The organism is Pseudomonas brassicacearum subsp. brassicacearum (assembly GCF_008801605.1).
GTDB lineage: Bacteria > Pseudomonadota > Gammaproteobacteria > Pseudomonadales > Pseudomonadaceae > Aquipseudomonas > Aquipseudomonas brassicacearum.
The window spans coordinates 634,578-649,742 of record NZ_VZPJ01000001.1 but is presented as its reverse complement, the minus strand read 5'-3'; the positions used below and the strand labels follow the sequence as shown (position 1 = coordinate 649,742).

Genomic DNA, 15,165 nt, shown 5'->3' with positions numbered 1-15,165 from the left:
GTGCTCCACTCAGCGGCGTCGCGACGCGTGTGCGCTGATCTGTAAATGATGGCCTTGTTCATGCAGCAGATCGCGTAAGCGCAATAGATCGTCACGTCGTGGGATGCCGGCCATCCAGACGCTGCCACTTTCGTCAAACATCAGGTCGAGCGCCTTGTCGGTGGGTTCGAGCGGGCGTTCGTAATGACCCAGGCGTGCGCGGCCCAGTGGCGTGAGCAGGCTCAGACGTTGATTGTCACTGCCGCGCAAGGCCATGGTCTGACTGCGTGCTTCGATATAGGGGTCGCTGATCAAGGCATCTATCAAGCCCTTGGTCTGGAGCAACGACTCATTGAGTTGCTCCAGGGAGTAGCCACTGTAGACCAGGATGTCGAGTTCGCTGAGCCGACGTAGGCCTTCGAGCAGTGATCGCAGGGCGTCGAACTGGTCAAACGGTTCCCCTCCGGAAATGGTGATTCCTTCGGCCCCATGCAGCCAGGGGGTTATCTGTTCAAGCAGTTGCTCTAGCGACAAGCGTCGGTGCCCGGGGCCCCAGGTGTCGGCAGAGATGCAGCCTGGACAGCGGATGCTGCAGCCCTGGAACCAGATGCCAATACGTCGCCCCGGGCCGAGGGTAGTGACCGGAAAATGCACGCGCGACAGGCTAAGGTCCATGTTCAGCGACGTTCCATCTTCAGTCCGGTGATGTCCAACTCGGTGATCGTGAAGTGCTCGCCCGGTTGCGCGTCCTGATCGAACAGTGCCCGCGACAGGGGATTGAGCAGGCGTGCCTCTAACTGGTTGCGAATGCCCCGACCACCGTTGGACAGGTCCTGCAGACAGAGGCTGTGCAGTGTCTGGCGTGCCTGGGGGGCCAATTCGATAAACAGGTTGTGTCCCTGCAGGTCGTCGAAGGTGGCGTTGACCATTTGTTCGAAGATCTGCACTGCAACGCCTTCGCGAATGAAGTCGAAGACGATGATGTTTTCGCCGATTCGATTGAGGATTTCCGGCCGGTTGAGCACGAGCTTGAAATACCGGTCGATCTCGCTGTGCACCTTGTCCTGGACTTGCTCGAAGGCTTCGCCCGGCAGGACGTTGGCAACGCGTTCGCCATTGTCACCCTGGCGATAGATCCCCAGGTTGGAAGTGAACACGATCAGGGCCTCCGAAAAGTACACCCGATCACCGCGGCCTGAAGTCAGCACTCCGTCGTCGAGGATTTGCAGGAACTTGTCGAGAATCCGTGGGTGGGCTTTTTCGATTTCATCGAATAACACCACGCTGAACGGCTTCTCGCGGATAGCATTGGTCAGCTCACCGCCGACGTCATAACCGACGTAGCCGGGCGGTGCGCCGATAAGGCGTTGATCGGCATGTTCGGCGCTGAATTCCGACATGTCGAAGCGAATGTATGCACTTTCGTCGCCGAACAGCAGGCTGGTAATCGTTTTGGCAAGTTCGGTCTTGCCCACGCCGGTCGGCCCCGCAAGAAAGGCTACGCCCCGAGGCCGGTTGCCCTTGCGACTGGCACCGACGCCTGTCATCGCACGCTTGACGATGTCGAGCATGTGCGTCACCGCATGCTCCTGGCCTTTGACCCGCTGGTGGACGAGCGCGTCCGCATGCCGGATACGCTGACGGTCGATCTTCAGCCACGGGTCCTCGGTGACACCGATCTTGTAGCGGCGCACCGCATCGGCAATCTGCTCCATGGCTACACCCTCGACCCGCGCCAGTTGCGCAATGGCGCTGAGATCGAGCAGCAGCAATCCCTCGGTGTTCTGAACGAAGGCTTCCACAGCCTGATGCATGACCACTTCGCTTGCGCCCTGGCTGCCACTGAGCCCTTTGAGCAACGCCGGTGCCAATGCACGGCGGGACAATTGATCGGGTTTGGACACGGGAATGTGGCGCAGGCGCGGGTTGTCGACCAGCAACCAGTCGGGCAAGTCGCCTTCTTTTTCCACCAGCCAGAGCAGGGTATTGAAGAACGGTTTGCGCAGCTCCGTGGCCGGACGGCTGCGAGCCTGATGGGATTGCACCAGGGCTTGGGTGAAGAGCTGGTGTTCAGCCGCGCTGAGGGAGTCGTTGCGAACTACCAGGCGTGAGGCGAAATCGATGATCAGCGCGATAGGTTCGCCAGCACGCCCCACCAGCCGTGGCAGGGTTGCGCCCAGCAGATCGATACCTGCGGGTGCTGCGCCATTTATCGGAGTCAGGCCAAGTTCCTGAAGCAACGTCTGGCCGGCTTCAGGGGCGGAGCCGGTTTTGTCGACTGCCCGGAAACCCGACACGGGATCCCAGGCGATGACCTGGGTGTAGCCGGCATCGAGCAAGGCATTACAAAGAGTTTGGTTGAAGCTCTGCGCAGTCACCGTGCCGGGCGCCACTTCACTGGCCTGCAGGTCGCGGATGTTGCCGGACAGGACGAATTGGCTCTTCAGCGGCAGGAAGCGCAGAAGATCTCGTAGCCAACGTGGGCTTTCAAATATGGCAATCCCTGACATGTTTCAGCTCGTAACGTTGGGTCGGTACGGGCAGGGTATTGCTCAATGCGCGCATTTGCCAGTGCGCTGCTACGAAAAGTGGTATTGAGACTTCGCTTCTGAGGGGGCGCTCGTTTCATAGGAGTTTTTATGCAACTTTATCGAGGATCCGTCGACGTACAGAGCATTGGTAGGGAATGTTGTGGCTTTCCACTACTACTCCCTAACTCTATCAGGCTTAGATCTGTTCAGCCGAAGCTGCAACACTTCAGTTCCTGGACGGAAGCTGCAACCGCAAGCGTGTCAGGTTCGCCTCATCATCGACCTCTAGCTCCAAGCTGCCTTGCTGGGCCTCGGCTAGTAATTTTGCTGAGTAGGTACCAAGCCCTGTACCGCCAGATTTGCTATGGCTTGCGTACTTTTCGAAGAACCGTGACCGAAATGCTACGGGTACAGCAGGCTGGTTCTCCATGACCAATTCGATAGGGTCGGCAGAGGTCAATGTCAGTCGCACGCGGCTTTTATCGGGAGCCGCCTCGCAGGCATTTTTCAGCAGGTTATTCAGGAGTGAAAAGCATAGTAATTCATCTCCACTGGCTAGCACCGGTATCGATTCGTTGGTGTTTTCCGCCACGACCTCGATGGTCAGTTTTTTTACCTGATAGGTCAGCCGGGCCGATTCGCATAGGCGCCGCACCAAGTGCAGGAATTCGATGGCGACCGGCTTGAGTTCGAAGCTACCGGCCTCGATTTTGTAGATGTCTCCTGCCATGTCGATCATTCCTAGGAGGTTCCTACCGTCGGTTTCCAACATTTGCAACATTTGCAACTGGCGCGGTAGCAAATTGCCGCCTTCGAGCAGGCCGCGGGTCAAGCCGAGGATATTGCACAGAGGCGCCTTCAGATCATGACGTGAAATACAGCTGGCTTCCTCGCGCAAGCGCTCCAGCTCCAGCATGGTGTCGTATTCCTGCTGCAGAGCGTTGCGCTGTTCGACCAGGCGCAACAGGTTGGCCACCCGAAGGTGCAGCGACTTGGGATCAACCGGCTTACTGACAAAATCCACTGCGCCTAGCTCCAACCCGCGCAGTTGTGCTGCAGCATCGCTCATGGCGGTGATAAAGATGATCGGGATGCGGCTGGCGCTGGGATGGCTGCGCAGGTGCTGGGCCAGCTCGAAACCATCCATGTTCGGCATCATCACATCCAGAAGAAGCAGGTCTGGCGGGGACTCGGAAGTACAGATAGCCAACGCGCGGCGCCCATCACGAGCTGCCAGTACGCGGTACTCGTCCTGAAACAGCCCAGCAATCAGCGCCAGGTTGTCCGGTACGTCATCGACGACCAGCAACGTCGGGCTGCATTTCTGCTCCTTTGTCGCTTGAGCAGGTTCAGCGACCACGGGTGGCGAATGCAACCGAGGACGGTGGTTCATGGCACGCGTTATGCGCTGCGAAAGGTCGTTGGCGGTATAGGGTTTGATAAGAATATTGCTGACCCCGGCGGCGATGGCCTCGGTGATCTGGGAGCGGGAGCTCTCTGCGGTAATCATGATGAAAGGCAGCATCGCCAATTTGGGATCACTGCGTACCTTGCGCAACAGGGTGAGGCCGTCCATGACCGGCATGTTCCAGTCGGAAAGAATCACGTTGACCTTACGCGTCTTCAGCAGGGTGAGCGCCTCCGCACCATTGGCGGCGGTTAGTATGTGTCGTGCACCCAAGCGCTCTAGTTGGCTACTTGTGACCTTGCGCATGGTGTCCGCGTCGTCGACGACCAAGAATACGGTATCAGCGGTGATCATAACGCCTAGCGCTCCTGTGAAGGGACAGGGGGCAACGTCAGTTGGGCGATTCTTGCCGAGTCGCCGCTGCAGCGTGCCTTTGTGTGGCAGCCAACAATGCCGCGCAGTGCATCTGAAGGAGAGGCTAGACCAGTATTCGATTTATAACTGTGTCTTGCGCCTCGATTGACGCGGCAGTACCAAAGAAGCCAGCTACGCTGTACTTCATCGAGGGGCACTAAAATCACCTAGGGGTGCCACCTTCTTGGCAAGGGAGCCGCTCGCCATGAGCATCGGACAGCGCCATGATCTGCAGGCCACTATTCTATTGGTAGACGACACACCGGATAACTTGCTGTTGATGGCCGATCTGCTCAAGGATCGCTACCGGGTCAAAGCCGCGAACAGTGGTGAAAAAGCCTTGCGGGTGCTGCAAGGCGACTCGCTACCGGATTTGATCCTGTTGGATGTCATGATGCCGGGGCTCTCTGGTCATGAGGTCGCAGACCAGCTCAAGCACGATCCGCGCACCCGTGACATTCCCATCATTTTTCTCACCGCCCTGGCAACCATCGAGGATGAAATTCAGGGACTGGAATTGGGCGCGGTCGACTACATCACTAAGCCGATCAATCCTGCATTGGTCCTGGCGCGGGTGGATACCCAGCTCAAGATCAAGTCAGCGGCGGACTTCATTCGCGATCAGAACGACTACCTTGAGCAGGAAGTAGAGCGCCGCACCCGCGAGGTGATGGCCATCCAGGACGTGACCATTCAGGCCATGGCTTCCCTGGCGGAGACGCGCGACAACGAGACCGGTAACCATATTCGACGGACCCAACACTACGTGAAGGTGCTGGCCGAGCAGTTACGCGATCATCCTCGTTTCAGCCATTTTCTCAACGACGAGACGATCCGCCTGCTGTTCAAGTCGGCACCTTTGCATGACATAGGCAAGATTGGCATTCCTGATCATATCCTTCTCAAGCCAGGGCGTTTCACCGCCGAAGAGTTCGAGATCATGAAGACCCATACCACGTTGGGACGCGATGCCATCCAGCGCGCCGAGGATCAGCTCGGCGTTCAGGTGGACTTCCTCAGCCTGGCCAAGGAAATCGCCTACAGCCATCAGGAGAAATGGGACGGCAGTGGATACCCGCAGGCGTTGGCTGGCGACGCTATTCCCATCAGTGCCCGGCTGATGGCGGTGGCGGATGTCTATGACGCCTTGATCAGTCGACGGGTCTACAAGCAAGGGATGCCCCATGAGGAGGCTGTCGAGATCATACGTCAGGGACGGGGCTCACATTTCGATCCTGACATTTGCGACACCTTCCTGGCGAACGTCGAACATTTCCAGGCCATAGCGCAACGTTTTGCCGACAGCGACCAAGACATGGCCAAACAAGTGGCGGCTCTGGAGCGTATCGCCCAGAAACCTTGAACAAACCCTGCAATCGCCTTCGCCAGTTTCTTTCATCGTGGTCATCGGGGTATGTCATGGTCAGATTGCGCACGTTGCTTGAGCGTCTTCCGCTTCGCCACAAGTTGATCCTCGGCTTTGCCACGCTCTTGCTTTTGGTACTGGTACTCGGCGTACAGAGCTTGCGCACCCAGGAGTCGCTGAAGCAGGACATGCAGAACCTCTACCGCCAGGAACTGGTGGGCATGGAGCACTTGCACGAGGCGCGGGTGCAATTGCCGCACCTGGTGCAGACGGTGCAGCGGGCCGTGGGGACGAACAGTGCGGATATCCGCATCGAATCACTGAAACAGCTACATGATATTCAAAGCCGTCTACAGCAGGCTCTTGCCCAGGCCAAGCCCACCCTCAGGCGTCCGGAGAATCTCGCGCGTCTCGCGGAGTTTGATGTGCTGCTGCAGCAGCTCCAGCGTGATAGCGAACAGGCCTTCGAGTTAATTGACGAGGGGCGTCAAGGCCAGGCGTTACTGCTGCTCAACAGCAGTGAATTCCAACAGCTCGACCAGAAGGCGGACGCCCTGTTGTACGCGGTAGCCCAGATCAAGGAAGCCTCGATCCGTGATACAGCCAAGGACATTGCCGACTTTGCCGAGCGCAGCACGACGCAGACCTACATTCTGCTGCTGGGTGGATTGTCGCTGGCGCTGCTGCTTTGCTGGCTGGTCAGCCAGTCGATCCGCAACCCGCTCAATCGAGTACGAGCCGCCGTGGACCAGTTGGCTGCGGGAAAGCTCGACCAACCGATTCCACATACGGAATTGAACAATGAAACAGGCGACCTGGCGCGAGCCATCGCCAAACTGCAAATCGAGTCGCAACAGCTGGAGCGCCAGCGGTCGGTCAAGGCGCAAATCGCCCAATTGCAGATCGATCTGCAGCAGGCAGAGGCGCCGGGCGAATTGGCGAAGATGTTCCTACAGCATATGGCGAACCTGCTCGGTATTTGCCAGGGCGTTCTCTATAGCGCCCACCCGGACGCCACCAGATTGGTGCTGATGGGCGACTATGCCACCGATTCCGAGCGGCCACCGCAGGCACAAGTCATGTTCGGCGATGGCCTACTGGGCCAATGCGCAGTCGATCGCCAAGCCCGTCAGATGCTGGCGCTGCCGGAACGATACTGGCGCCTGCACTCGCAGCTCGGCGAGATTCCGGCCACTTGCCTGCTGCTGCAACCGATCCTGCGTGGCGAGCGGCTGCTGGGCGTGCTTGAACTTGCCGGATTAGAAGCCTTGGGTGAGGACCAATCATTACTGCTCCAGGAAGCCACCCCTCGCTTGGCTGCGGCGATGGCGATCCTGGAGCGTAACCAGGCCGTCCAGGCATTGCTGGAAGAAACCCGTCGTCAAGCCGATGAAATGGCCGGGCAAACGCTGCTGTTGGAGCGTCAGGCTCAGGAGCTCGAAGCCCAGCAATCGGCACTGCGTGCCACGGAGGCCTGGTATCGCGGGATTATCGAGGCGGCACCGGACGGCATGCTGGTGGTGGGCGCTGACGGACGCATCCTGCGGACCAACCAGCAATTGGATCGGTTGTTCGGCTACAGCGCCGGCGAGTTGGTGGGCGAGGCGATCGAGCGTCTTGTGCCGGTCGCGAGTCGCGGTCACCACGTCGAGCTGCGCAATGGCTTCATAGCTCATGGTGATACCCGGCAGATGGGGGCCGGCCTGGACGACCTGCAGGGTGTGCGCAAGGACGGCAGTCTGTTTTCGGTGGAGATCGGCCTGTCACGTCTGCCGAGCCTGGAAGGTCGCGGTATATGCGTGTGCGCCTCGGTGCGCGACGTCAGCGAGCGTCGCCAATTGCAGGCAGCGCTCAAAGTCAGCGAAGCGCAACTGCGCGCGGTGCTCGACAGTAGCCCGGTGGCCATGCTGATCAGGGACATCGAAGGCCGTCCGACCTACTGCAACCCGCAGTTTGAACACTTGTTCGGCGTCGATATCGTTCAACTCGCAGGGATCGATCCGAGGCACTTCTGGGTCGATCAGCAGGCACACCAGCGCTTCATCGAGGCGGCGGAGCAGGGCGCGGTGATTAACTTCGAGGCGACTTTCCAGCGCAGTGAGGGAGAGCGCTTCGATGTGCTGGTTTCGGCGGTCACATTGGAGCAGCGCGATCGAGTGATTCGCGCCAACTGGTACTTCGACATTACCGATCGCAAGGCCGCCGAGGCTGAGGTGCACCTGGCGAGGGAGATCGCCGAGGAAGCGACTCGGGCCAAGAGCGACTTCCTGGCCACCATGAGCCACGAGATCCGCACCCCGATGAACGCCATTATTGGCATGAGCCACCTGGCCCTGCGCACCGAGCTGGATCATCGGCAGCGCAACTATATCGAGAAGGTCCATCGTTCTGCGGAAAGTCTGCTGGGGATCATCAATGACATCCTGGACTTCTCCAAGATCGAGGCCGGCAGGATGAACCTTGAATACATCCCCTTCCACTTGGAGGACGTACTGGAAGGCTTCGTCAGCATGATTGGCCTGAAGGTCGAGGACAAAGGCCTGGAACTGCTGTTCAGCACTCCGCTGGGTCTGCCGACGGCGCTGGTCGGCGATCCGTTGCGCCTGGGCCAGGTGTTGATCAACCTGGGCAACAATGCGGCAAAATTCACCGAGCAAGGGGAGGTCGTGGTGGGCGTGGAACGCAAGGGGGTAGACGCGGAGCAGGCACAGTTGCATTTCTGGGTGCGCGACAGTGGCATCGGCATGAGCCCCGAGCAATGCAGTCGGCTGTTCCAACCCTTTAGCCAGGCCGATAGCTCCACCACTCGCAAGTACGGAGGCACCGGTCTGGGCCTGGCCATCTCCAAGCACTTGGTGGAACTGATGGGCGGACGTATCTGGGTGGAGAGCGAACTCGGTCACGGTTCTATCTTCCATTTCGAGGTGAGCCTCGGCGTGCAGCGCGACGCTCAGCCGCGGCGCATGTTCACTGCCGATGAGCTACTCGGCGTTCGCGTGTTGGTGGTCGACGACAACGCCAGCGCGCGCGAGATTCTCTCCAGCATGGCGCGCAGTTTTGGTGTGGAGGTGGACGTGGCGCAGAGTGGGCGCGTGGCGTTGGGGATGCTGGTGGAGGCGGAACGTAAGAAACTGCCCTATGACTTGGTGTTGATGGATTGGCGCATGCCTGGCATGGACGGTGTGGAGACGGTGCGTCAGATGCACGCTGCCAATTTGGCGCAAACACCGTCTGTCATCATGGTCACTGCATTCGGGCGCGAAGAGGCACGTGAGGAGGCCAGCCGGCACGGTATCCAGTTGCCGGTGGTGCTGACCAAACCGGTGACGCCGTCCACACTGCTTGAGGCGATCGGCACGGTGCTCGGCAAGCCCCCCCACGCCGATACCCGGGCCGGCGAACGATCTGGACAAAGTGCCAGTGCCGTGGCCAGCCTGCATGGCGCCCGGCTGCTGCTTGTCGAGGATAATGAGTTGAACCGCGAGCTGGCCTGCGAGCTGCTGGAGAGCGCTGGCATTGAGCTGTGTGTGGCCATTAATGGCGAAGAGGCACTCGACCGGTTGGTGCGCGATGATGATTTCGACGGCGTACTGATGGACTGTCAGATGCCGGTCATGGACGGCTATACCGCAACCCGCAAGATTCGTGAGCAGTCGCGTTGGGCTGGGCTGCCGGTGATCGCCATGACGGCCGACGCCATGGCGGGAGACCGCGAGCGGGCTTTGGCCTGCGGTATGAACGACCATATCTCCAAACCGCTGAATGTCGAGAGCATGTTCGTCACATTGGCCAAATGGATACATCCGGCGCCCGGTCGTAACGCCCAGGCGCAGGAGATTTCAGCGCCGCCCATACCGACTGGCGAGCATCTGCCCGCTGAACTTCCGGGTATCGACCAGAGAGCCGGCCTGGCCACTTGCATGGGCAAGGTAGACCTCTATCTGCGCCTGCTGCGCAAGTTCAGCTCCAGTCACCGTGCCTTCAGCACCGAGTTCCTGGCCGCCCGTGGCGATGATGATCGTTCAGCGCCGACACGCCTGGCCCATACCTTGCGCGGTACGGCGGGCAACATCGGCGCCAGGGACGTCGCGAGCGCTGCCGCCGACTTGGAGCAGGCTTGCCTGACCGGCGCCAAGGAGGAGGTGGTGGCTGACCGGTTGTTGGCGGTGGAGCATTGCCTGAACCTGGTGCTGGAAGGGCTGGTGGGGATAGCGGAACCGCAACCATCCACAGAGTCGGTGCAGATGTCACATTCTGACGCCGAGTTACAGGTGCGGTTGGCCCAAGTCAGGGACCTGCTGGCCGAGAGTGACACGCAAGTGCTGACGGTCCTGCACCAATTACAGGGGCTGGCGTCAGATCCCAGGCTAGCCGAGCAACTGCGTCGGATCGTCCGGCACGCCGAGCAGTTCGATTTCGACCAAGCCTTGGAGCTATTGGAGAACCTGACCTGACCCCGCCTAAGGAGCCGAAGAGTCGGCGCGAAGGTGCCTCGCCTCTACCTAAACCGCCCCACACTGTTTGCAGACACCAGTTCGAAATATTTCAAGCGGCCGTTGAGTCGGGTGATAGAGCCTGGTATTCAGGTTGAAATGTAAGGGGCTGATATGCAGGTAGATGGGCGAATCAACAAATTTAAGCCAGGCGGGTAGGATCGGAGTGCTCCTTTAAGCGCTTATTCGGACCACCAATCTTTTTCCACCTGGCCGTAGTCTGTACCACTGAATCAGCTTTCCAGCTGCACGTCCAAATTGGTGAGCTGTGCGAGATTCTCCTGGAGTGGATCTAAGAGGTCTGGGCGCCAATCAGGCGCAAATGTAACTGCTGATATGCATGGCATTAGCGGCGCGGACGATGCAATCGTGACCTACGTCCTCGGGAGCTATGCCAGATGTCGCCGATGGGTCCTGGATCATTTGACAGATCACTGCCAAAGCGAAGGCGCCCATCCATATTGGCTATGGGTGGAATTAGTTGGCACATCCCGGAATCACCCCTTCTTGGCCCTTGATACTCCCCAAAAACGAGTCCAGAATTAAGTCTTTTCCTGCTTCGAAAAGAAAAGAAAACCCTTAAATTTCAACGAGTCGGACACCAGATACGTGTCTCGTTTCCCGCTCCAATTATTTTTCTATAGACTTCCATTGAAGTATGTGGAAACCAAAGAAAGAGGCTTCGGCCTCTTTTTTTAGTTCCAGTAAAGTCCACTCTGATACATCAATAGCCGCAATTTTTTAGTGCATTTTTTAGTACATCAATTCGACGCTTGGTAAATCAGTTTTCAGAGTTGCTTGGCACTCCGAAAACGGTACAACCCTCCTTCATCCATATGAGTGGAGTTAGTACAATGGTCCTTACCAATACGGCGGTCCGACACGCCAGGCCTCGCGCCAAAAACTACACCCTCCCTGACTTTGATGGCCTTGCGCTTTTCGTCAATACGAAAGGCACCAAGAGTTGGCACTTTCGTTTTTCTTGGGCGGGCAAACAGCCTCGTATTTCGCTCGGTACTTATCCTGAAATAGGCCTACGCGATGCTCGCGCTCTGCGTGATATCGCCAGGGCGCTGGTCGCGAAGGGTCTCGATCCCCGCGATCAGCGACGCCTTGAGCGGAATGCCAAACGATGTGATGCAGATCTTCAGCCCTAGCGGGGAGGGGCGGGACCGCCCGTTCTGACGTCGTGGACTGCTGGGAATTCAAGCAGTGCTGAACTGGTGAAAGCCAAGATCGTATCCTTAGACTTTTCGTCCCAGAGTCGCCGTGCTGATCGACGGCATGGCGTGCTCCCCTCAAACCTACCTATGCATCCAGATGAATGGAGCTTAGGCTGGATCTAGGTTATCAAGACTATGCTAAGATTAGATAACGTAGATAACGTAGATAACGTAGATAACGTAGATAACGTAGATAACGTAGATAACGTAGGTCACTAGTGAGGAGATTTCCATGAGCGTTACAGAGCAGTCGGGCGTCTCCACTTTGGTCGGTACGCCTAAGGAGGCTCGGGCTAGCTTGAGCCGCTCGCATGCGGACCGAGTATTGGTCGTGTCTTTCGATCAGGTCAACCTCAGTGTATTTGAGGCGTTGGCGGAAAACTTCGCCAACGTGGCCTCCTCGATGTATGAGGTGCTGCAGGAGCGTCAGGACCCTAAGTCGCTCGAGCGACTGGCCGAGGTGTTTGTGACACGTAAGCCGCCTTCGCCTCGCCTGCTCAAGGAAGCAGCAATGCTGGTCCAGGCCCGCAAAGCAGTGCTGGAGAGCGGTGACTGGTTGACCGCCGCGGATATCGCGCAGGTGGCCCAGTTGAGTACCCGAAACCCGAGTGCCCAGCCCAACAAGTGGAAAAAGCAAAGTCAGATCTTCGCTATCAATCATGGTGGGGTCGACTATTTCCCGGGTTACGGCTTGGATCCGGACGCGGGCTATCGGCCGTTCAAGGCATTAGCCAAAGTCATCGAGGCTTTCGCTGGCCACAAGGACGGCTGGGGTATGGCTTACTGGTTCCGCTCAGATAACAGCTTTCTGGGCGGCACAAGGCCTCAGGACCTGCTGGCATCGGCGCCTGATCGGGTGATTGCTGCCGCACAGGATGAAATCCAGGGCGTTGTCCATGGCTAAGCAGCGTACCGAGTCCAGTGAGGGTAGGGCGACGCCTCCCACGGATTTGGCGGCGTCCGTTACCCCAGTGCCTGCGGCTACGTTGCACGTCACTTTTACCGTGATCGCCAAAGGCGATGTGCTTCATCGTGTGCACCAGGATAAGTATCAGCCTGATCAATTCAATCCTGGTGTGCACGGCAACGCACGCTTCAGCCCGATCCAGGATGATCAGGGGCGGGCGATTCCCACCTTGTATGGAGGCACGACAGTCGATTGCGCCTTGATGGAGACCGTCTTCCACGACGTTCCCCATACGGCTGGGTTTAAGAGCTTCGACAAAGGCAAGCTGACTGGACAGGTGCATTCTGCCGTCCAGATTAGCCAACCGCTGCACCTGGTTGACCTGTCCAGCGTGCCCCTGCGGAAACTGGGCATCACGCGCAAACAACTGATCGACACTGAGAAAGACCAGCACCTGCAACTCGCAAATGGGCCGAGGCAATCCACCGTCAGTGTCCAGATGTCCAAGGGCTGTCTTGGGTGTCGCGACAAGATGATTTGGCACGTGCGGTGGTGCTCTTCGGTGACCGGATTCCTGACGGCGCACTCCATCCGCAGGGTGCGTCACGCAGCTTGACCGGCGACTCGACTGTATTCGACACGGTGCTCAATCTGGCAGAGCGGATTGGGGTCGTTATCATCGCGGGAAAAAACTGAGTCAAAATGACCGAACAGTGCCCCTGGAATTCGTTCCTTTGAGGCCGGAACCGTCATTACCTCGATCATTGGTTTGCCGAACGGCTGGCACTGTCAATAACTTCCGGAAAGGCGGCGACGCTATTAATCGCCGCGCCTATTGACCGGATGGTTTCCGCAGAATTCACCCTCAGCCAGATTATGTTTTGAAGTTATCGACTAAGTGCTTCAATGTCCGTGACTGAATCGCGACATCGGTGCAGGCCGATAAGGTTCGAGTCAGATTATCTTGCCCGCGCTGATTGAGTCCGTTGATTTCATCGATGTCCGTATTCAACGACTCCACTACAGCGGTCTGCTCCTCTGTTGCGGCGGCCACCGATTGATTCATGTCGTCTATATCTCTGATACGCTGGGTTACACTCGCCAGTTCACCGCTAGCCTCGGCGGCAATAGCGACGCTTCGCTCACTTTGTTCCTGGCTCTCAAGCATGGTATCGACAGCCGATTGCGATCCCAACTGCAGATGTTGAATCATCTGTTCGATTTCCTGCGCGGAGGTCTGGGTTCGCTGGGCGAGGTTGCGAACTTCATCTGCCACTACCGCAAATCCTCGGCCCGCTTCCCCGGCCCTCGCTGCTTCAATTGCGGCATTTAGGGCGAGCAGATTAGTTTGGGATGAAATGCTTTTGATGACTTCTAATATCTTACCGATTTCGGCAGTTTTGTTGTTGAGTGCTTCGATACTACCGCAAGAGTGACGGATTTTATCCGACAGGGTTTTCATTGCGTTAAGCGTTGATTCAACAATCTGTCGGGCGTTTTCAGCCTCATTACGTGCCGTAGTGGCTTGCTTGGACGTGTTGGCCGCATTTGTTGCAATTTCCTGAGCAGCAGCGCCAAGTTGATTGATAGCAGCAGCGACACTGGTGGTTCTTAAGCTTTGGTCGCCTGAGCTTTCCAACGAGGCGTTGGATGTGTGAGTGACCTCTTGAGCCACCCTGTTTAATTCGGTAGTGCTTGAAGCTACCTTTACAATAATCTGCTGTACTCGATCGACAAAGGTGTTAAAAGCGATGGCCAGCGCCCCAAACTCATCGTTATTGATAACCGGCAGGCGTCTTGTTAAATCACCCCCGCCCCCGGCAATATCATTCATTGCGTCGTTCATGCTGGCTAAGGGGCGCATCAAAAATTGCATGAGCATGCTGAGCGCTAAAAAAATAGTCGCTGTCGTGACAATTATTGCGATCACTACGGTTAGGCGGAATTGCTTGAGCGGCGCATAAGCCTTGTCTTTTTCCAAAGACACCCCCAAACGCCAACCTTCAAGCGGCAAGTTCTCTAGTGGAGTGAACAGTAGCAGGCGGTCTTTTCCCGCCAGTTGAACTTCGCGAGTGCCGTCTTCCGATAGCAAGGTCTTGTCTTGATAGATATCAAACACCGATTTGGACAATTGATCTTGATCCGGGCTGACGAGTACTTTGCCATCCTTATCGATGAGGAAGGCATAGCCCAGGCCACCGAAATCCATCGAGTTCACGATTTTTACCAAGCTTTCAATACTCAGGTCCGCCGCCACGACGCCTTCGCGTTTCTGTGTGGAACCCACGGGAGCGGCAATGGTGACGACCAGTCCACCTGGCCCCTCGTCCCTATAAGGCTCGCCAATGGTAGGACCGCTGGCGTTGATAGTCGATGTGTACCACGGACGGCTTCTCGGATCATACCCCTCAGGCACCGAGTCACCAGGGCGCAGGAAAATTTTGCCTTCCGTATCGCCAAAGTAGGCGTTGAATTCCGTCATCATCGTCTTTTGCGCAAGGACGCTCGTAATCAACTTGGGCGAACGATCATGCTCCAGTAGCTCCGCGAAATTTTGAATCAGCAGCAGTCGTCCTATGAGCCAGTCCTGGATATTCTTGGCTGCGGCATTGGCCCCTTGATGCATTTCATTCTGTAGCTGGTTTTGTATTGATCGACTTTGTATCCGTCCATTGTATAGGGCGAACAAGCTGAATGATATTATCGATACCAACGCCGCTGTAGTCAGTACTTTGTGTCGGAATTTTAGTTGCATTTAAAGTCCTTAATGAGTTTGGGTTGATGCGTTAAGCACAAACTTCAAGCAAGCAGATGCTTAAGACCGACCCGTTCAGTCAATCCGGA

At 57.3% G+C, this 15,165-nt stretch carries 8 protein-coding genes and 3 pseudogenes; 6 read left to right on the top strand and 5 right to left on the bottom strand.

Annotated features, from left to right (window positions below; genetic code table 11):
- Positions 1–9: 9 nt before the first annotated feature.
- From F7R20_RS02815 to F7R20_RS02805, 3 genes are all read right to left on the bottom strand, one after another.
- Positions 10–654, bottom strand: coding sequence for a 4Fe-4S single cluster domain-containing protein (locus F7R20_RS02815; RefSeq protein ID WP_081352510.1), 645 nt, complete (start codon positions 652–654; stop codon positions 10–12).
- 2 nt (positions 655–656) lie between these two features.
- Entirely contained in the window at positions 657–2,489 is a 1,833-nt protein-coding gene (locus F7R20_RS02810; protein WP_081352511.1) for an AAA family ATPase, read from the bottom strand.
- Positions 2,490–2,736: 247 nt separating this feature from the next.
- Positions 2,737–4,272: an ATP-binding response regulator gene (locus F7R20_RS02805; RefSeq protein WP_081352512.1), complete on the bottom strand. Its 1,536-nt coding sequence runs from the start codon at positions 4,270–4,272 to the stop codon at positions 2,737–2,739.
- Between the two features lie 265 nt (positions 4,273–4,537).
- Here F7R20_RS02805 and F7R20_RS02800 point away from each other — a divergent pair, with 265 nt between their 5' ends.
- From F7R20_RS02800 to F7R20_RS32050, 6 genes and pseudogenes are all read left to right on the top strand, one after another.
- Entirely contained in the window at positions 4,538–5,695 is a 1,158-nt protein-coding gene (locus F7R20_RS02800) for a response regulator (protein WP_081352513.1), read from the top strand.
- Between the two features lie 56 nt (positions 5,696–5,751).
- Positions 5,752–10,152, top strand: a complete 4,401-nt coding sequence (locus F7R20_RS02795) for a response regulator (RefSeq protein WP_081352514.1) — start codon at positions 5,752–5,754, stop codon at positions 10,150–10,152.
- A gap of 893 nt (positions 10,153–11,045) precedes the next feature.
- A pseudogene (locus F7R20_RS02790) lies at positions 11,046–11,312 on the top strand (Arm DNA-binding domain-containing protein); the annotation flags it as partial.
- A 334-nt stretch (positions 11,313–11,646) separates the two neighbouring features.
- Positions 11,647–12,318: a hypothetical protein gene (locus F7R20_RS02785; protein WP_081352516.1), complete on the top strand. Its 672-nt coding sequence runs from the start codon at positions 11,647–11,649 to the stop codon at positions 12,316–12,318.
- Positions 12,290–12,682 (top strand): annotated as a pseudogene (locus tag F7R20_RS32055) (RES family NAD+ phosphorylase); the annotation flags it as partial. The gene F7R20_RS02785 and the pseudogene F7R20_RS32055, both read left to right, overlap by 29 nt.
- 119 nt (positions 12,683–12,801) lie before the next feature.
- The gene (locus F7R20_RS32050) at positions 12,802–13,017 is read left to right on the top strand and encodes a hypothetical protein (protein WP_346266512.1); all 216 of its coding nucleotides are present in this window, start codon (positions 12,802–12,804) and stop codon (positions 13,015–13,017) included.
- A gap of 178 nt (positions 13,018–13,195) precedes the next feature.
- On the opposite strand, the gene F7R20_RS32220 is transcribed toward F7R20_RS32050, so the two are convergent.
- A complete protein-coding gene (locus tag F7R20_RS32220; protein WP_377589071.1) occupies positions 13,196–13,996 on the bottom strand; it encodes a methyl-accepting chemotaxis protein in 801 nt (266 codons plus the stop codon).
- 54 nt (positions 13,997–14,050) lie between these two features.
- Positions 14,051–15,076 (bottom strand): annotated as a pseudogene (locus F7R20_RS32215) (HAMP domain-containing protein); the annotation flags it as partial.
- Between the last annotated feature and the right edge of the window lie 89 nt (positions 15,077–15,165).